This window comes from Brevibacterium album DSM 18261 (genome assembly GCF_000426445.1).
Lineage (GTDB): Bacteria > Actinomycetota > Actinomycetes > Actinomycetales > Brevibacteriaceae > Brevibacterium > Brevibacterium album.
Genome location: NZ_KE384526.1, coordinates 737751 through 755398 on the forward strand (window position 1 = coordinate 737751; position 17648 = coordinate 755398).

Below are 17648 nucleotides of genomic sequence, written 5' to 3' on the forward strand. Positions count from 1 at the left end.
GGCACCACGCGGCGGCCACCCCATGCCGGTCATCGGACAGGCCCGTACCGGCTCTCACCCGGGCAGCCGCAGGAGGAGAGGACCCATGCGGATAGCGCTGTTCGCAACCTGCATCGTCGATGCCATGTACCCGGAGGTCGCCCGCGACACGGTCACGATCCTCGAACGTCTGGGTCACGAGGTGGTGTTCCCCGAGCGCCAGGCCTGCTGCGGCCAGATGCACATCAACTCGGGCGACTTCGCAGGCGCCCACCCCGTCGTCGCCGGCCACGTCCGCGCCTTCGAGGAGGAGCCGGGCTGGGACGTCGCCGTCGCCCCCTCCGGCTCCTGCGTCGCCTCGCTGGGCCACCAGCAGCCCATGATCGCCCGCCGCGCCGGCGATGAGGACCTCGCGGCCCGTGCAGAGGACCTCGCCTCGCGCACCTATGAGCTCGCCCAGCTCCTCACCGACGTCCTGGGCGTCACGGACGCGGCCGCGCAGCTGGGCTCCTATTTCCCGCACCCCGTCACCTACCACCCCTCCTGCCACGGCATGCGCCTTCTGAACCTCGGCGACAGGCAGCGGGAGCTGCTGAGCACCGTCGAGGGGATCGACCTGCGGGAGCTGCCGCAGGCGGACCAGTGCTGCGGCTTCGGCGGCACGTTCTCCATGAAGAACCGCCAGGTGTCCTCGGCCATGCTGGAGGACAAGGCAGCGAACATCGTCTCCACCGGCGCGAGCCTGTGCGCCGGCGGCGATGCGAGCTGCCTCATGCACATCGGCGGCGGACTCTCGCGCTCGGGGGCCGTGAGCCCCCGGGGCGGTGCCGTGGGCACCGTGCACCTCGCCCGCGTCCTCGCCTCCACGAGGGAGAAGCCGCTGCTGCCGCCCCGCTCAGAACCGATTCTCTCCGGAGGGAGCCTGCGATGACCACGTTCCTCGGCATGCCCGCTGTGGGCGGCGGCCCGGCGATCCGCCATGCGCGCGTCCCGGGCTCGATCCCCGGCGCCCTGGGCAACGTCTTCGAGTCCGAGCACTTCCCGGACTACGCGGAGCGCGAGCTCGGCAATGCGCAGCTGCGCCGCAACCTCGGCCACGCCACCTCGACGATCCGGGCCAAGCGGGCCAATGTGGTCGCGGAGCTGCCGGACTGGGAGGAGCTGCGCAGCGCGGGTGCCGCGATCAAGCAGACCGTCATGGCGAACCTGCCGGAGCTCCTCGAGCAGTTCGCCGAGGCCTTCGAGGCCGCCGGCGGGCACGTGCACTGGGCCCGTGACGCGGACGAGGCCAACCGGATCGTGGAGGAGCTCATCGAAGCCCACGCCCCCGTCCTGGACACCGGCCGCCGCGAGGTCGTGAAGATCAAGTCGATGGCGACGCAGGAGATCGGACTCAACGAATACCTGGAGCCCCGCGGCATCGACGCCTTCGAGACGGACCTCGCAGAGCTCATCGTCCAGCTGGGCGACGACAAGCCCAGCCACATCCTCGTCCCCGCGATCCACAAGAACCGCACGGAGATCCGCGACATCTTCCTCGAACAGATGCCGGATGTGGACCCGGGCCTCACGGATGACCCGCCCAAGCTCGCCGAGGCCGCCCGCCGGCATCTGCGGAACAAGTTCCTCACGACGAAGGTCGCAGTCTCCGGAGCCAATTTCGGCATCGCCTCCACCGGCACGCTCGGCGTCGTGGAGTCCGAGGGCAACGGCCGCATGTGCCTCACCCTGCCGGAGACGCTCATCACCGTCATGGGCATCGAGAAGCTGCTGCCGGCGCCGGAGGACCTCGAGGTGTTCCTGCAGCTCCTCCCCCGCTCCTCCACCGGCGAGCGCATGAATCCCTACACGAGCTTCTGGACCGGCGTCACTCCCGGAGACGGGCCGCAGAACGTGCACGTGGTGCTCCTGGACAACGGGCGCTCGCGCGCGCTGGCGGACGAGTACGGCCGGTCCGCGCTGCACTGCATCCGCTGCTCGGCCTGCATGAACGTGTGCCCGGTCTACGAGCGCACGGGCGGCCACGCCTACGGCTCCACGTATCCCGGACCGATCGGAGCGATCCTCTCCCCGCTGCTCACCGGCGTCGAGGCCGAGGAGAACGACTCCCTGCCGTACGCCTCCAGCCTGTGCGGCGCCTGCTATTCGGCCTGCCCCGTGAAGATCGACATCCCCTCGATCCTCGTGCACCTGCGCGGGGAGGACCACCTCGCCAAGGAGGAGGCCGCCGCCGAGGCCGGCCCCGCTCAGCGCGTCCGGCGCCTCGCGAGCGCGGAGGGCCAGCTGGACGCAGGTCTCAAGGCCGCCTCCTGGGCGATGGCCGACGGCCGCCGCATCGCGCTCGCGGAGCGCGCGCTGCCGCTGGCCTCCCTGCTGGGCGCACGGTCCGGCCGCATCCGGCGGATGCCCGGAGTCGTGGGCGCGTGGACGTCCAGCCGCGACGTCCCCCGGCTGCCGGCCCAGTCGTTCCGCACCTGGTGGGGGAAGAACAGGGGTGCGGCCCCGAGCTCGGGACACGATCGCAGCGCAGCTGCGAAGGAAGGTGACCGCTGATGGCGAGTGCACGGGAAGAGATCATGGGGCGTCTGCACGAGGCGCTCGGCCGTGAGGACGGCGTCACCACCCGCCCCGGAATCGTGCCCGGCACGGGCAGGCCCGTCGACATCGCGGCCCCCGTTCCGCGCGACTACCGGCGCACCGGCGCGCTGGACCACGAGTCCGTCATCGCCCAGCTCGTCGACCGCCTCGTGGACTACCGGGCGAACGTGGTCGAGGCGCAGCCGGCCGAGGTGCCGGGCGTCGTCGCGGAGAAGCTCGCCGGGGCGGCCTCGGTCGTGGCACCGCTCGGCCTCGACGGCGGTGTGCTCTCCGCCCTGGACGAGCCGGTGCTGTCCGCACTGGATCCCGCCGTGCACATCACGGTGGAGGACGAGACCACCGCCCTCACCGTCGACGAGCTGGACCGGACGAGTGCGGTGATCACCTCGTCTCGTGTCTCATGCGCGCAGACGGGTACCATCTTCCTCGACGGAGCGGACGACTGCGGCCGCCGTGCCATCTCCCTGGTGCCGGACCACCATGTGTGCCTGGTTCCGGAATCCTCGATCGTGGAGATCGTCCCCGAGGCCTGGGCCCGGATCGATCCCACCCGCACGGTCACCATGATCTCCGGTCCGTCGGCCACCAGTGACATCGAGCTCGAGCGCGTCGAAGGCGTGCACGGCCCCCGCACGCTCGATGTCGTCATCGTCCGCGGGGTGTGAGACCGATTGACAGACTCCTCTGACCCGCAGCCCCGCAACCGGAGCAGTGCGGAGGACCGGGGAACCACCCCCTCCCCGTCTGCTGAAGAACCGCCGCAGGAAGCTCCCGGGCAGCAGCCTCCGTCCGGGGCGGCACAGGCTGAGCGCTCGCCGGCCGAACCTGCTCTCGACGGTTCCTCCGCGGCGGTGCCCGTGCCGTCCGGGCCCGCCGCAGCGCTGCGCTTCCTCCTGCCCTCCCTGCTGGGACTCCTCATCTTCGTCGCCCCCGTGCCGGACGGCGCGGGCGGGGCGACCATCCCCGTGGCGTTCCTCGCGAGCATGCTCGAGACGGCGCTCGCGGCGATCGTCCACCCGTTCGTGGTGGCCGTCATGGGGGTCTCGGCGCTGGGCTCACTCCTCGCACTGACCGTGAAGCCGGGGTGGATGCAGCGCGGCGTGCCGCAGCTGCTGTTCGACGTCACCGCGGTGTGGTGCCTCGTGCGCTGCGCGGGCTTCGCCCTCGGACTCGCGACGCTGCTGGAGCTGGGCCCGGAGGGACTGTGGGGAGAGGACACCGGAGGCCTCATCCTCGATCTCTGCGTCCTCATGTTCACGGTCTTCCTCTTCGCGGGCTTCCTGCTGCCGCTGCTGCTGGACTTCGGCCTGCTGGAGTTCGCCGGGGTGCTCATGAACCGCGTCATGCGTCCCGTGTTCACGGTGCCCGGGCGGTCCTCGGTGGACGCGCTGGCCTCCTGGTTCGGGGACGCCACGATCGGCGTCCTCATGACCAACCAGCAGTACGAGAAGGGCTTCTACACCAAGCGCGAATCGGCGATCCTCGGCACCACCTTCAACGTCGTCTCGCTCACGTTCACCGTCGTGATCATCGGCCTGCTGGGCCTGCAGCACATGACGCTGCAGTTCTACGCGACCATCGTGGTGGCGGGCCTCGTCGCCGCCGTGATCATGCCCCGCATCCCGCCGCTCTCCCGCATCCCCGACGAGTACATCGACGGCTCCCGGCCGGAGCGGGCGAAGGCCTCGGGCGCCGCAGCGGCGAACACAGGCTCCGCGACCACGGGCGCTGCCGTCACCGCTGCGGCCGGGGCAGAGCAGGGCTCTCCCCTCCGCCGGGCATGGGACGGCGCGCTGCGCCGAGCCTCACAGGTGTGGCCGGGCCTCATCCTGCGCCGCGGGGCGTCGAACGTCCTGGAGATGTGGGTGGGGATCATCCCGGTGATCATGGCCGTGGGCACCGTGGCCGTCCTCATCGCCGAGCACACTCCGCTCTTCGCCTGGCTGGGCACACCCTTCGTGCCGCTGCTCGAGCTCATGGGCGTGCCCGAGGCCCGGGCCGCCTCGGAGACGGTCCTCGTGGGCTTCGCGGACATGCTGCTGCCCACCGTGATCGGGGCGGGCATCGAGACGGAGATGACCCGGTTCGTCATCGGCTGCCTGTCGATCACGCAGCTGATCTTCATGTCCGAGGTGGGCGGGCTGCTGCTCGCCTCGAAGATCCCCGTGAAGTTCCACCATCTCGTGCTGATCTTCCTCCTCCGGACGCTCATCACCCTGCCGATCGTCGTGCTGGCCGCGCACCTGTTCTACTGACCTCCGGTGTGCCGCGCACATTTCCGCCGGCCACCCTTTGTGCCGCTGGACGCACCGACGTATCAGTGCGTCCAGCGGCACAAGGGGTGGCAGGGCAAGGGAGGTGCCGCCTCACGCGGCGTAGTGGCCGGCGACCTCCTCGTATGCCTCCCACGCCGCGCCCGGATCCCCACCGGAGAGGTGGAGATCCGCGGAGTCCAGGATGATGTGCCAGCCCACCGCGAAATCACGTGCGGGCTCGCGGACCAGCTCGGAGTGCGTGAGCTGCAGACGCGTCCCTCCCTCGCCGCCCTCGAGCCGCCAGGTCACGACGGAGTCCGGCACGCCCTCCCACTGCCAGGTGTGCACGAGCTCAGCCGCGGGGTCGTCCGCACTGGGACCGTGCACCGAGAGCACTTCGCCGGTCGCGGTGCCCTCCTCACCGAAGTCGTAGGCCACCGTGCCGCCCGGGCGGGCGTCGATGCGGACGCCGTCCAGCCACACCGCACGCGTCCGGTCATCAGTGAGCGCCGTCCACACCTTCTCCACGGGGTGCGCCAGGTGCCTGTCGAAGTGGATCCGGAACACCCCGTCTCCCGAGACGCCCAGTGTTCCCGCGCCCTTCGGCGCAGTCGTCGTATCTCTTTCCTGCATGACTCAGATCCTTCCCTCGTCGAGTGCGGCCTCCAGATCGTCGAGAACCCGCTCCCACCGGCCTGCCTGAGCAGAGAGCCAGTCCCCGGCTTCGCGCAGCGCTGCGCGGTTGAGCCGGTAGAGGCGTCTGCGTCCGGCCGTCCGCACCGTCACCACGTCACCGTCCAGGAGGATCCGGAGGTGCTGGGAGACGGCGGGCCTGCTCATCGCGAACTCAGCGGCGACCTCGCCGGCACTGAGCTCCCCGTCCGACAGCACTTCGACGATGCGCCGCCGCGTGGGGTCATCGAGGACGTCCAACGCGCTCATGCACTAAAGCGTAAGCGATCCCTTACGCATTGACAAAGGGTGCACTCACACGACTCCACACGGAAAGCCACCCCTTGCGCCGTTGGACGCTCCGATACGTCAGTGCGTCCAGCGGCACAAGGGGTGGCGGGCGACCTCAGTCCTTCGCCGCCGTCAGCGCACGGTAGCTCAGACCCGCGATCGCAGCGCCCACCAGCGGCGCGATGATGAACAGCCACACCTGCCCCAGCGCCGCCGGGTTGTAGAAGGCCACGGCCAGCGAGCGGGCGGGGTTGACCGAGGTGTTGGTCACCGGGATCGCGATGAGGTGGATGAGCGTGAGCCCCAGGCCGATCGCGATGGGGGCGAAGCCCGCCGGGGCACGGGGATCCGTGGCACCCAGGATGATCCACACGAACACCGCCGTGAGCACGATCTCGAGCAGGAGACAGGCGAGCAGGCTGTAGCCGCCCGGCGAGAGCTCACCGTATCCGTTGGTGGCGAACGAGCCCGCCGCCGAGGTGTCGATGGCGAAGCCCGCCTGACCGCTGGCGATGACGAACAGGAGCGTGGCGGCGAGCGCACCGCCCACCACCTGGGCGATCATGTACGGAGCGACAGCCCTGCCCTCGACCCGCCCCGCGCACAGGGCTCCCAGCGTCACCGCCGGGTTGAAGTGCCCGCCGGAGAGGTGGCCCAGCGCGTATGCGCCGGTGAGGACCGTGAGCCCGAAGGCGAGCGCGACGCCGAGGAACCCGATGCCCATCTGGATGCCGTCGTCGCCGACGACCTTGGCCGCGAGCACTGCGGCCCCGCAGCCGCCGAACACCAGCCAGAACGTGCCGAGGAGCTCCGCCCACAGGCGGGCGGACATGGGAGGAGCGGTGGACTGCGACATTGCGGCCTCCGAGGGCTGAGATGGAGTTGTCTGTCCAGACTACGACTCGGAGGCCACCCTGGGAAGGCGAAAGCGCAGGTCATGCCGATCGGCCTCACTCCCGTGCGGGCACGGAGGACGGCCTCGGCCCGAGGACCGTGACGGCGAAGGCGAGGACCACCGTGAGCACCTGGACCGCCGCCGCCCACAGGGGCAGCGCGCCCGCGCGCGCACCGCGCTCCAGCACGGCGGCGCCGAGGGCGGAGCCGGCCGCCGAGCCGAGGTACATCGCCCCCATCTGGAAGGCCACGATCGAAGGGGTGTCCTCCGCCCGACTGCGGGTGAGCGCGTCCTGAACGGTGGGGACGGATGCCCAGCCGGCAGCTCCCCAGACGAGAACGGCGGGGATCCATGCGAGTCCGTGCCCGGCGAAGCCGATCACGACGAAGGCCGCGAGCAGCGCGAAGGCGAGTACGGGCAGGAGCCTGCGCGAGCCGAGCAGGTCGATGGGCCGGCCCACGAGCATCGAACCCGTCACCCCGCCGATGCCCCACACCCAGATGAGCGCGAACCCCCACCCCGCGAGACCGCGATCCTCCGCCACGGGGAGCATGTACGTGTACAAGCCCAGGCTCGTCATGCCCAGGAGGAAGGCCAGGGCGATGCCGAGGAGGACCTGCGGCTGCCGGAGCACGCTCATGCCTGCGGTCTGCGCAAAGGGGATCACTGGCAGCGACCGGCCGCGGACGGCCAGGGCCGTCATGGACACCGCCCCGACGAGCACCACGAGGCCCATGGTCCAGCGCCAGCCGATGTGCTCGCCGATCAGCATCCCGAGCGGCACGCCCGCCACCGTCCCGGCGGACAGGCCGAAGGTGACCAGGGACATCGCGCGCCCTCGGTGCGCGGCGGGGACGAGAGCCGCCGCCGTGCTCGTCGCGAGTGCGGTGAGGACGCCGGCCGCCGCCCCCGCGAACACCCGGGAGGCCAGGAAGACGGCCAGGGTGGGAGCGAGAGCGGTGAGCAGATTGCCGAGGTTGAACACCCCCAGGGAGAGCAGCAGCGCCCGCGCGGTGGGGCCGGCAGCCACCCTCCTCGCCAGTGCGGGGCCGGCGAGCGCATAGGCGCCGGTGAATACCGTGACACCGAGCCCGATGCCGCCCACGGTCGTCGCAAGCGAATCGGCCATCTGCGGCAGCACCCCCGCCAGGACGTACGCATCGATGCCCAGCGAGACCGCCGCGATGACGAGCGGCCAGATTGTGCGGATCATTCTCCACCCTTCGACTGAAGTTCCACACCGGCCCCTGCGGACCGGCCACACCGAACGTACGGGCGCACCGAGGGTGTGACAATATGTCCTTTTATGCTGTTACAGACAGTGATGCTCTGAGGGAGGGAGACGTGATGGCGGACAGTGCCCGGAGGCTCGAGCGCACGCGCACAGAGCTGGCGGAGTTCCTGCGCAGCCGCCGGGAGCGCATCACGCCGGAGGAGCTCGGACTCCAGTCGTCGGGACGGCGGAGGACTCCCGGGCTGCGGCGCGAGGAGGTCGCGGCCCTGGCTGGGGTGGGGATCACCTGGTACACCTGGCTGGAACAGGGCCGGAACATCGGCGTGTCCGCGGAGTTCCTCGACGATCTGAGCACGGTGCTCAGGCTCGACGCCGCCGAACGCAGGCACCTCTACATGCTCACGCAGAAGCGGCCGCCCCGGGAGCCGGCGCGCAGCGCATGCACCGTCCCGCCCACGGCGCTGGACCTGCTCTCCCGGCTGCCCGACTCTCCGGCGTTCGTCCTCAACCTGAAATGGGACGTGCTGGCGTGGAACTCGGCGGCGGACCGGCTGTTCGGCTTCGCGGCACAGCCCATGGAGCAGCGCAACATGCTGTGGATGACCTTCGCGGACGAGCGGCTGCGCTCACGGCTGCGGCCGTGGGAGGAGCAGGCCAGGCAGATCCTCACGAGCTTCAAGCGGGACTTCGCGCAGGCCCCGCAGGACGCGGAGTTCGCCGCGCTCACGGAGAACCTCTCGCGCATGGATCCGGACTTCGCGCGCTGGTGGAAGCGCCCGGACATCGACGGGGTGTGCAACGGGCGGCGGACTTTCCGCCTGGACGGGCTCGGCGACATCGAACTCGCACACATCACCATGACACTCGAGAGCGACCGGCACCTGCGGCTCGTGTACTACACCTCGCTCGGCACGGGTGCTGGCGCCGACGCGCACGACGGCGCCGGGAATGCGGAGCCCGAGGCCGGCGGCGAGGCGTTCTCCACCTGGCTGCGCGCGGAGCCGTGACGACATCCGCGGGTGACCCCGCGGTCTGAGCGGAGCGCGCACTCACCCCCTAATGCCGCTGGACGCCCCGTCATATAGGGCCGTCCAGCGGCACAAGGGGTGGCTAAGCCGATCACCGCTCAGCTCTGCGCGTGCTCCTGCGTGAACACCATCGTCTTGCGGACGGCCTTGGCGACGATCGTCCCGTGCTGGTTCCGCCCGATGTGCTCGAGGCTGATGATGCCCTCGCCCGGTCGCGAGCGGGAGAGCCGCTTGTCGAGGATCCGCGTCTCCGCGTAGAGGGTGTCCCCGTGGAACATCGGCGCAGGGAACGACACCTCGGAGAAGCCCAGATTCCCCACGATCGTGCCCTGGGTGAGCTGCTGGACTGACAGGCCCACGAGGGTGGAGAGGGTGAACATCGAGTTCACGAGCCGCTGCCCGAAGGGCTCGGACTCCGCGAAGTGCGCGTCCAGGTGCAGCGCCTGCGCGTTCATCGTGACGGCGGTGAACCAGGTGTTGTCGGCCTCCGTGATGGTGCGCCCGGGCGCATGGCGGTACACAGCGCCCACCTCGAACTCCTCGAACCAGAGCCCGCGCTGGTCGATGACCTTCGCCTCGGCGGCGGTCTCCCCCGCGGCGCTCCCCTGAGCGCTCGCCTCTCCCTGGCCGCCAGCCTCAGCCCTGCTCTCCTCGCTCATCTGCGCTCCTTTCGCCTGCGTGCTCGTGCACTCGCCGTGACGGTCGTCACGGCGCTCTCCGCCCCAGGCTAGCGGCTCTGTCTCACCTCCGGGGCCGCGGGCAGGTGTGACGCCGAGGCTCACGCACCGTACTGCGGCGCCTGCCTCATCGCAGCGCCTGCCTCACCGCAGCGGCCGTCCCATCGCGGCAGCCACCTCACTGCTGCGGCCTCGCCGCACCGCCCGCGTCACAGCGGAACCGGCGTCACTGCAGCGCCGAGGTCAGACGCATCGCCGAATCGAGCCAGCGGCGGCCCCATGAGCGCCTCGCCCACTCCTCCGCGGTGAGCTCGCTGCTGATCTCACGGTAGCCGTCCATGATCTCGTGGAGCCGCTCGGTGATGTCGCCGCCGTAGGCGAGCAGGCTGACCTCGTAATTGAGGCCGAAGGAGCGCATGTCCATGTTGGACGACCCCATGACCGAGCACAGGCCGTCCACCGTGAAGCACTTGGTGTGGAGCACGGCCGGCGCGGGGAAGCGGTAGATGCGGACGCCGGCCTCGAGCAGCGCCTCGTAGTAGGAGCTCTGGGCGTGGTCGACCATGAACTGGTCGGCCTGTTCGCTCACGTAGAGGTCGACCTCCACCCCGCGGTGGGCTGCGGTCACGACCGCGGCGAGCATCGACTCGTCCGGCACGAAGTACGGGCTCACGATCCGCAGGCGCTTGCGCGCCAGGTAGACGAGCGAGACGAAGAGGCGCAGATTGGGCTCAGTGCGGAACCCGGGACCGGAGGGCACCACCTGGACCGCATTGACCTCGGAGTCCTTGCTCACCTTCTCCCGGTAGCGCCCCTGGACGAGCCTCTCGCCGATCGCGCTCTCGCGCTCGGCCATGCGGCCCTCGAACTCGTAGGCGCGGATCGTGAGGTCCTCGCCGGTCTCCGAGAACCAGTCGGTGGCGAAGACAGCCTCGAGCGAGGAGACGACCGGACCGGTGAGCTCCACCATGATGTCGTTCCAGCGACGGCCCGTCCTCGCGTTCGACTCCCTGCCGTAGGCCGAGTCGATCATGTTCTGCGAGCCCATGAAGGCGCGGACTCCGTCGATCACCATGAGCTTGCGGTGGTTGCGGAGGTCCACGCGGCGGACCCGCCCCTGCAGGGGCAGGAACGGGAGCATGAGGCTCCACTGGATGCCGGCGGAGTCCAGTCTGCGCTTGAGGGGCCGGAAGCCTGCGTACTTGCGGGAGCCGATGTGGTCGAACAGCAGCCGCACCGTCACGCCCCGCGCAGCCGCACGCTCGAGGGCGGAGATGAAGACCTCCGTCGTGGGATCGGCCGTGATGATGTAGATGCAGACGTCGACGTACTCCTCCGCCTCGTCCACGGCCGCGGCCATCCGGCGGATGTTCTCCTCGTAGTCCGTGAGGATGCCGTGGTCGGTGCCCGTCACCATGGGCAGCGAGGTGAGGTTGCGGCTGAGCGTGACGAGGCTGCCGAGCTGGGGCGGAACCTCGAGCGCCTGCGGCCAGTCGGGAATGTCCGCAGTGCCCTGCACGAGGCGGGTGTTCGCCTCCTCCTGGATCGCACCGCGGCGGCCCGTGATGTAGGGGCTGCCCAGCAGCAGGAAGAGCGGAATGCCGACCAGCGGCAGGAAGAGGATGAGCAGCAGCCAGGCGCTCGAGGACGACGGCCTGCGATTCTCCGGCACCACGCCCACAGCAACGACCTTGATCGCGTAGTCCAGGACGATCAGGATCGTCGACACGAGGGGCGGCAGACCCCATGTCGTCACGTCCAATGCACTCATGCCCACGGGACAAGACTACGCGGCCGGATCACGGCGGGTGAGGGTTATCGGTGCGGGACTCGAACGCTGTGACCGAGGCCCCCGCAGCTGTCACACCTACTCGAACACCTTCTTTACAGTAGCTGCGAGTACGACCCATCACCCCCGCGAATGCGGTGCCCGCCAGCGGGCGAAGCCGCCTTCGGTGCTCAGCACCTGACTCGTGATCCATCGTGCCTCGTCCGTGAGCAGCCAGGCGATGAGTCGGGCCGGATCGTCCGGTTCGCCCCAGCGCCCCAGCGGGAACTGCGCCCGCGTCGCCTCCCTCATCTCCTCCGTGACGTAGCCGGTGTCGACGGGACCGGGATTCACCGTGTTCAGCCTGATCCCAGAATCGATGAGCTGATCTGCGAGCGTCACGGTGATCCCGGCGAGCGCCGCCTTCGCCGCCGCATAGGCGACCTCCCCCGGCATCGGCCCCTCCCCCTGACCGGAGGTGAGAAGGACGATGCTGGCATCGTCGCCCAGGCGCGGCGCGGCCCCGAGGCTCTCCGTACCTTCAGGATCCGAGCAGGTGCTCTCGGGCCCGCTCACCTCCCTCCCGCGGTCCGAGGGTGAGCCCGCCTGCGCCCGGGCCGCTTCCCGCAGCCGCGCGAACTCCTGCGCCAGCAGGATCGAGGCGCGTGCGTTCACGGCCCAGTGCCGGTCCAGCATCTCCGCGGTCAGCTCGCCCAGCGCACCGTCCGAACCGGAGAGCGCCTGATTGCAGACCAGCCCGTCGAGACCGCCCAGTGCCGCCGAGGCCGTGCGCACCAGCCGCTCCGGCTCGCCCTCCTCCGCCAGATCCGCGTGCGCATGCTCCACCACCGTGCCTTCCGCCGCGTGGGCGCGAACCCCGGCGATCACCGCCGCGATGTCATCCCCGCCCCAGGGCTGCTGCGCGTCGTGCGGTGCGAAATGGTGGCAGAAGACGCTCGCACCGTACGCCGCTGCACGACAGGCGGTCGCATAGCCGATGCCCGCCCTCCGGCTCACCCCGGTGACGAGCACTGCGCGGCCGCGCAGCGGGAACGGATCGCGGGCGAGTGCGCTCACATCCATGGACATATCGCGTTCCTCTCGGCTCGATGCGCTCAGAGCGGCGAGCGCGCGGGTGCGGATTCGAGGAAGCCCCGGTGCCGGGCCCCGGCGCGTGCCCCCTGACGGCCGCCGAGGCCGTCTCCGCACACGCCCGCCAGCGGCTCAGAGCCCCAGATCGCGGGCGATGAGCATGAGCTGGACCTCGGTGGTCCCCTCGCCGATCTCCAGGATCTTCGAATCGCGGTAGTGCCGGGCCACGAGGTACTCGTTCATGTAGCCGTAGCCGCCGTGCACCTGAGTCGCATCGCGCGCATTGTCCATCGCCGCCTCGCCGGCCAGCAGCTTCGCGATGGAGGCCTCCTTCTTGAACGGCAGCCCTGCCACCATCTTCGAGGCCGCCGCGTAGTAGGCCGCCCGGGCCGATGCGACCCGCGCCTCCATCCGCGCGATCTTGAAGCTCACGCCCTGGTAGTCCCCGATGGGCCGGCCGAAGGCGGTGCGCTCCTTCGCGTACGTCACGCTCGCATCCACACAGCCCTGCGCCGCCCCCACGGAGAGCGCCGCGATCGCCACGCGCCCCTCGTCGAGGATGCTCAGGAAGTTCGCGTAGCCGCGTCCGCGCTCGCCCAGCAGATTCGCCTCCGGCACGCGCGCGCCGTCGAAGGTGAGCGGGTGCGTGTCCGAGGAGTTCCAGCCCATCTTGTCGTAGGCCGGCTCCGCCGTGAACCCGGGCGTGCCGCTGGGCACGATGATGGTCGAGATCTCCGGCTTCTCGCTGCCGTCCCGGCCCATCCGGGTGCCCGTCACCGCGGTGGCGGTGACGAACTTCGTGATGTCCGTGCCCGAGTTCGTGATGAACGCCTTGGCCCCGTCGATCACCCATTCGCCGTCCTCCAGCCGCGCCCTGGTGCGGGTGCCCCCGGCATCGGAGCCGGCCTCGGGCTCGGTGAGGCCGAACGCGGCGAGCCCGCGCCCGTCGATGACCTGCGGCAGCAGCTCCCGCCGCTGTTCCTCCGTGCCGAAGCGGTAGACGGGCATGGCCCCCAGCGACACCCCGGCCTCGAGCGTGATCGCGAGCGACTGGTTCTCCCGCGCGATCTCCTCGAGCGCCAGGCACAGCGCGAAGTAGTCGCCGCCCATGCCGCCGTACTCCTCCGGGAACGGCAGTCCGAAGAGCCCCATGTCGCCCATCTTCGCCACGAGGGCGTACGGGAACTCGTGCTTGGCGTCGAGCTCCGCGCTCACCGGCGCGACCTCCTCGTCGGTGAACGCGGCGACCGTCTGCCGCAGCGATTCGTACTCCTCCGGCAGCATCCCCGGGACGAATGCGATCTGCTCTGTCTGCGTGCTCATGTCCTTCTCCTCCGGCCCTCCCACGGGCCTCGTCTCTCTCCGCCGGCGCCTCTCCGCGCCGGAGGCGGCGCTCAGTTCCGCCGGGTCACTCGCCGTCCGCGGGGATCACGACGGCGAGCACCTCGTCGAGGGCCACCTGCGCCCCCGCCGCCGTCCGCAGCTCGACCGTGCCGGCCGCGGGCGCTCGCAGCACGTGCTCCATCTTCATCGCCTCGACCACGACGACGGGATCGCCCGCCGCCACCTCGGCGCCCTCGGCCGCCCGGACCTCGATGACGGTCCCGGGCATGGGCGCGAGCACCTCCGCTCCCCCGGCCGCCGCGCCGATCGTCGCATCCGCGAGCGGCCTCACCAGCTGGAAGACCCCACGCGCGGTGCGGACCCAGAACGTCCGCGCATCCGAGGAGGCCCAGACCCGGCCGTGGTGCTGCTCGCCTTCCAGCGTGAGCACGAGCTCCCCACCGCCGAGGCGGGTGACCGGCGGGTGCAGGAACTCCGTCTCGTGCCGCTCGCCGCGGTGCACGAACGGCACGAGGGTGCGCGCGGGTGCCAGGCTTCGCCAGCCGGATCCCTGCTGCCATGCGGACACCCCCGCCACACTCACCGAGTGAGCACTATGTGAGGTTTCCGGGCCACCGATCCGACAGAAATCGCTCACTCGGCGGGAATGAGGGGACTGGGAGGTGACAGCCGCGGCCGCGAACTGGAGCGCGAGGGGATCGAGCTCCTCGGCCAGCTGCTCCTCGGCCATGCGGTCGATGAGGCCGGTATCGAGGTCCCCCGCGGCCACCTCGGGCAGGCCCATGAGGGTCTGCAGGAAGCCGATGTTCGTCACGATCCCCGGAACCGCGGACTTCGCGAGGGCGCGCCGCATGCCGGCGACGGCCTCGGCACGATCGGCGCCGGTGACGATGAGCTTGGCGATCATGGGGTCGTAGTCGCTCACGATCTGCTGTCCCGGCTCGAGCCCGGCATCCACGCGCACACCCGTCCGGTCCGCGCCGTGGCCGCCGCGCGCCGCCCCCGCGGGCAGACCCGTGCCGGGCCCACCCGTGCCGCGCGGGAACGCCACGTCCAGGGCCGTGCCGCCGGTGGGGAGGAAGCCACGGGCGGGGTCCTCGGCGTAGATGCGGGCCTCGATGGAGTGGCCCGTGAGCCGGATGTCCTCCTGCACGAGGCCCAGCCGCTCGCCGGCACCCACGCGCAGCTGCTGTTCGACGAGGTCGACGCCGGTGACCTGCTCCGTGACGGGGTGCTCCACCTGGAGCCGGGTGTTCATCTCCATGAAGAAGAACTCGTCGGGGCGGTCCGCGGAGACGATGAACTCCACCGTTCCGGCACCGCGGTAGTCGACGGCCTTGGCGGTGTCCACGGCCGCCTGGCCGATCGCCTCGCGCGTGGCGGCGTCGAGGAGCGCGCTGGGCGCCTCCTCGATCACCTTCTGGTGGCGGCGCTGCAGCGAGCACTCGCGTTCGCCCAGGTGGATCACATTGCCGTGGGAGTCCGCGAGCACCTGCACCTCGATATGGCGCGGGCGCAGGACCAGGCGCTCGAGGAAGAGGGTGTCGTCGCCGAAGCTGGAGGCGGCCTCCCGCCGGGCCGAGGCGAGCGCCTCCGGCAGCGCAGGGGCTTCGAACACCTCGCGCATGCCCTTGCCGCCGCCTCCCGCGGAGGGCTTCACGAGGACGGGGAAGCCCACCTCCTCGGCACGGGCGATGAGCTGGTCATCGGTGAGGCCGGCCTCGGCGACGCCCGGGACGAGCGGGACCCCGCGGGCGGCGACGGCCTGCTTCGCGGAGATCTTGTCGCCCATCGTCTCGATGGCCGCGGCCGTGGGGCCGAGGAAGACGATGCCCTCCTCCTCGAGGCGGCGGGCGAAGGCCGCGTTCTCGGAGAGGAAGCCGTAGCCGGGGTGGACGGCCTCGGCGCCGGTGGCGCGGACGGCGGCGATCACGCGCTCGATGTCGAGGTAGGACTGCGCCGCCGGTGCCGAGCCCAGGCGGTGGGCGAAGTCCGCGGCGCGGGTGTGGGCGGCCTCGGCGTCCGCATCCGAGTACACGGCCACCGTCTCGATGCCGAGGCGGCGGCAGGTGCGGATGACGCGGAGGGCGATCTCGCCGCGGTTGGCGATGAGGATCCTTGAGAACACTGCGATCACATCCTGAAGACGCCGTAGCCGGGCGCGGCGTAGGGGCGTTCGAGCGGGGAATGCCGGGCGGCCTCGAGGGCAAGCGCCAGGACCTGGCGGGTGTCGGCGGGGTCGATGATGCCGTCGTCCCAGAGGCGGGCGGTCGAGTAGTAGGGATTGCCCTGGGCTTCGTACTGGCTGCGGATGGGGTCCTTGAAGGCCTCCTCGGCCTCGGCGGGCCATTCCTCGCCGCGGGATTCGAGCTGGTCGCGCCTGACGGTGGCGAGCACGCTGGCCGCCTGCTCGCCGCCCATGACGGAGATCCGGGCGTTGGGCCACATCCACAGGAAGCGCGGGGAGTAGGCGCGGCCGCACATCGAGTAGTTGCCCGCGCCGAAGCTGCCGCCGATCACCACGGTGAATTTGGGCACGCGGGCCGTGGCGACGGCGTTGACCATCTTGGCGCCGTGCTTGGCGATGCCGCCGGCCTCGTAGTCGCGGCCCACCATGAAGCCGGAGATGTTCTGGAGGAACACGAGCGGGGTGGAGCGCTGATCGCAGAGCTCGATGAAGTGCGCGCCCTTCATGGCGGATTCGCCGAACAGGATGCCGTTGTTCGCGATGATGCCCACGGGGTGCCCGTCGATCCGGGCGAAGCCGGTGACCAGGCTGGTGCCGTACTCGGCCTTGAACTCGTGGAACTCGCTGGCGTCGACGATCCGGGCGATGACCTCGCGGACGTCATAGGGGGTGCGGGAGTCGACGGGGACCACCGCCGTGAGCTCGTCCGGGCTGAGGGCGGGTTCACGGGCTTCCGCGCGCTCCCAGGCCGGGGCCTCCTGCGGGCCGAAGGTCGAGGCGATGTCCCGGAGGATCTCCAGTGCGTGGTCGTCGTTCGCGGCGAGGTGGTCGGCGACGCCCGAGGTGCGGGAGTGGAGCGCTCCCCCGCCCAGCTCCTCGGCGGTGACCTCCTCGCCGGTGGCGGCCTTCACGAGCGGCGGCCCGCCCAGGAAGATCGTCCCCTGCTCGTTGACGATGACGGATTCGTCGGCCATAGCGGGCACATAGGCCCCGCCGGCGGTGCAGGAGCCCAGCACTGCGGCGAGCTGCGGGATGCCCGCGGCCGAGAGCGTGGCCTGGTTGTAGAAGATGCGGCCGAAGTGCTCGCGGTCCGGGAACACCTCGTCCTGATTGGGCAGATTGGCTCCGCCGGAATCCACGAGGTAGATGCAGGGCAGGTGGTTGTCCGCCGCGATCTCCTGTGCGCGCAGATGCTTCTTCACCGTGACGGGATAGTAGGTGCCACCCTTGACCGTGGCGTCGTTGGCGACGATGACGCAGAGCCGGCCGGAGACGAGCCCCATGCCCGTGATGATCCCGGCGCCCGGCGAAGCATCCTCGTACATGCCGTTCGCGGCGAGCGGCGAGAACTCGAGAAAGGGGCTGCCTGGGTCGAGGAGGCGCTCGACGCGATCGCGGGGCAGGAGCTTGCCGCGGCTCAGGTGGCGCTGACGGGAGGCCTCGGAGCCTCCTCGGGCCGTTGCCGCGATGCGCTCGCGGAGCTCGGACAGGAGCTCGGCGTGTGCGGGCGCGTGCGGCGAGGTGTGCGGATCGACCGGTGATCCGATGGTGCGCATGCGTTCTCCTCGTGGGCGGCGATGCCCGTAGACAGGTCCAGTCAGCGTAGACATGCTCAGTTAATGCTGAT

The 17648-nt window shown here is 70.6% G+C and carries 15 protein-coding genes; 5 read left to right on the plus strand and 10 right to left on the minus strand.

The features are described from left to right. The first annotated feature begins 85 nt into the window (after window positions 1–85). The 4 genes from K318_RS0117005 to K318_RS0117020 all read left to right on the plus strand — a co-directional run bounded on the left by K318_RS0117005 (window position 86) and on the right by K318_RS0117020 (window position 4832). On the plus strand, window positions 86–910 hold the full coding sequence (locus K318_RS0117005) for a (Fe-S)-binding protein (protein WP_029090371.1): 825 nt from the start codon (window positions 86–88) through the stop codon (window positions 908–910). Further along, entirely contained in the window at window positions 907–2532 is a 1626-nt protein-coding gene (locus K318_RS0117010) for a lactate utilization protein B (protein ID WP_084500364.1), read from the plus strand. Before K318_RS0117005 ends, K318_RS0117010 begins: the two co-directional genes overlap by 4 nt. Then, window positions 2532–3242: a LutC/YkgG family protein gene (locus tag K318_RS0117015; RefSeq protein WP_029090373.1), complete on the plus strand. Its 711-nt coding sequence runs from the start codon at window positions 2532–2534 to the stop codon at window positions 3240–3242. Before K318_RS0117010 ends, K318_RS0117015 begins: the two co-directional genes overlap by 1 nt. 192 nt (window positions 3243–3434) lie before the next feature. Beyond that, window positions 3435–4832 carry a YjiH family protein gene (locus K318_RS0117020; protein ID WP_245579933.1) on the plus strand — a complete coding sequence of 466 codons (1398 nt, stop codon included), beginning with the start codon at window positions 3435–3437 and terminating at the stop codon, window positions 4830–4832. A 111-nt stretch (window positions 4833–4943) separates the two neighbouring features. Here the strand turns inward: K318_RS0117020 and K318_RS0117025 are convergent, their stop codons facing one another. The 4 genes from K318_RS0117025 to K318_RS0117040 all read right to left on the minus strand — a co-directional run bounded on the left by K318_RS0117025 (window position 4944) and on the right by K318_RS0117040 (window position 7903). After that, a complete protein-coding gene (locus tag K318_RS0117025) occupies window positions 4944–5465 on the minus strand; it encodes an SRPBCC domain-containing protein (RefSeq protein WP_051298153.1) in 522 nt (173 codons plus the stop codon). Window positions 5466–5468: 3 nt separating this feature from the next. Then, window positions 5469–5774 carry an ArsR/SmtB family transcription factor gene (locus K318_RS0117030; protein WP_029090376.1) on the minus strand — a complete coding sequence of 102 codons (306 nt, stop codon included), beginning with the start codon at window positions 5772–5774 and terminating at the stop codon, window positions 5469–5471. 136 nt (window positions 5775–5910) lie between these two features. After that, window positions 5911–6651 (minus strand): aquaporin Z, encoded by a 741-nt coding sequence (gene aqpZ / locus K318_RS0117035; RefSeq protein ID WP_211233350.1) that lies wholly within the window; start codon window positions 6649–6651, stop codon window positions 5911–5913. A gap of 94 nt (window positions 6652–6745) precedes the next feature. After that, window positions 6746–7903 (minus strand): MFS transporter, encoded by a 1158-nt coding sequence (locus K318_RS0117040; RefSeq protein WP_029090378.1) that lies wholly within the window; start codon window positions 7901–7903, stop codon window positions 6746–6748. 134 nt (window positions 7904–8037) lie between these two features. Between K318_RS0117040 and K318_RS0117045 the strand changes: the two genes are divergently transcribed. Further along, the gene (locus tag K318_RS0117045) at window positions 8038–8931 is read left to right on the plus strand and encodes a helix-turn-helix transcriptional regulator (protein ID WP_029090379.1); all 894 of its coding nucleotides are present in this window, start codon (window positions 8038–8040) and stop codon (window positions 8929–8931) included. Window positions 8932–9050: 119 nt separating this feature from the next. Here K318_RS0117045 and K318_RS0117050 read toward each other — a convergent pair whose 3' ends face one another. From K318_RS0117050 to K318_RS25310, 6 genes are all read right to left on the minus strand, one after another. Then, the gene (locus tag K318_RS0117050; protein ID WP_084500365.1) at window positions 9051–9611 is read right to left on the minus strand and encodes a MaoC family dehydratase; all 561 of its coding nucleotides are present in this window, start codon (window positions 9609–9611) and stop codon (window positions 9051–9053) included. Window positions 9612–9855: 244 nt separating this feature from the next. Next, window positions 9856–11400, minus strand: a complete 1545-nt coding sequence (locus K318_RS0117055) for a phospholipase D-like domain-containing protein (protein ID WP_035282219.1) — start codon at window positions 11398–11400, stop codon at window positions 9856–9858. A 138-nt stretch (window positions 11401–11538) separates the two neighbouring features. Next, window positions 11539–12486, minus strand: a complete 948-nt coding sequence (locus tag K318_RS0117060; protein ID WP_035282221.1) for an SDR family oxidoreductase — start codon at window positions 12484–12486, stop codon at window positions 11539–11541. Window positions 12487–12621: 135 nt separating this feature from the next. Beyond that, window positions 12622–13812 carry an acyl-CoA dehydrogenase family protein gene (locus tag K318_RS0117065; RefSeq protein WP_051298154.1) on the minus strand — a complete coding sequence of 397 codons (1191 nt, stop codon included), beginning with the start codon at window positions 13810–13812 and terminating at the stop codon, window positions 12622–12624. A gap of 85 nt (window positions 13813–13897) precedes the next feature. Then, on the minus strand, window positions 13898–15961 hold the full coding sequence (locus K318_RS0117070; protein ID WP_029090384.1) for an acetyl/propionyl/methylcrotonyl-CoA carboxylase subunit alpha: 2064 nt from the start codon (window positions 15959–15961) through the stop codon (window positions 13898–13900). Between the two features lie 5 nt (window positions 15962–15966). Beyond that, complete coding sequence (locus K318_RS25310; protein ID WP_029090385.1) at window positions 15967–17577, minus strand: carboxyl transferase domain-containing protein; 1611 nt, start codon at window positions 17575–17577, stop codon at window positions 15967–15969. Window positions 17578–17648: the final 71 nt, after the last annotated feature.

Excerpts from the sequence above, each read along its gene's own strand:
- K318_RS0117045 (WP_029090379.1), top strand. The coding sequence starts at position 8,038 with ATGGCGGACAGTGCCCGGAGGCTCGAGCGCACGCGCACAGAGCTGGCG.
- K318_RS0117060 (WP_035282221.1), bottom strand. The coding sequence starts at position 12,486 with ATGTCCATGGATGTGAGCGCACTCGCCCGCGATCCGTTCCCGCTGCGC.
- aqpZ (WP_211233350.1), bottom strand. The coding sequence starts at position 6,651 with ATGTCGCAGTCCACCGCTCCTCCCATGTCCGCCCGCCTGTGGGCGGAG.
- K318_RS0117055 (WP_035282219.1), bottom strand. The coding sequence starts at position 11,400 with ATGAGTGCATTGGACGTGACGACATGGGGTCTGCCGCCCCTCGTGTCG.
- K318_RS25310 (WP_029090385.1), bottom strand. The coding sequence starts at position 17,577 with ATGCGCACCATCGGATCACCGGTCGATCCGCACACCTCGCCGCACGCG.
- K318_RS0117050 (WP_084500365.1), bottom strand. The coding sequence starts at position 9,611 with ATGAGCGAGGAGAGCAGGGCTGAGGCTGGCGGCCAGGGAGAGGCGAGC.
- K318_RS0117010 (WP_084500364.1), top strand. The coding sequence starts at position 907 with ATGACCACGTTCCTCGGCATGCCCGCTGTGGGCGGCGGCCCGGCGATC.
- K318_RS0117040 (WP_029090378.1), bottom strand. The coding sequence starts at position 7,903 with ATGATCCGCACAATCTGGCCGCTCGTCATCGCGGCGGTCTCGCTGGGC.
- K318_RS0117015 (WP_029090373.1), top strand. The coding sequence starts at position 2,532 with ATGGCGAGTGCACGGGAAGAGATCATGGGGCGTCTGCACGAGGCGCTC.
- K318_RS0117030 (WP_029090376.1), bottom strand. The coding sequence starts at position 5,774 with ATGAGCGCGTTGGACGTCCTCGATGACCCCACGCGGCGGCGCATCGTC.
- K318_RS0117005 (WP_029090371.1), top strand. The coding sequence starts at position 86 with ATGCGGATAGCGCTGTTCGCAACCTGCATCGTCGATGCCATGTACCCG.
- K318_RS0117065 (WP_051298154.1), bottom strand. The coding sequence starts at position 13,812 with ATGAGCACGCAGACAGAGCAGATCGCATTCGTCCCGGGGATGCTGCCG.
- K318_RS0117025 (WP_051298153.1), bottom strand. The coding sequence starts at position 5,465 with ATGCAGGAAAGAGATACGACGACTGCGCCGAAGGGCGCGGGAACACTG.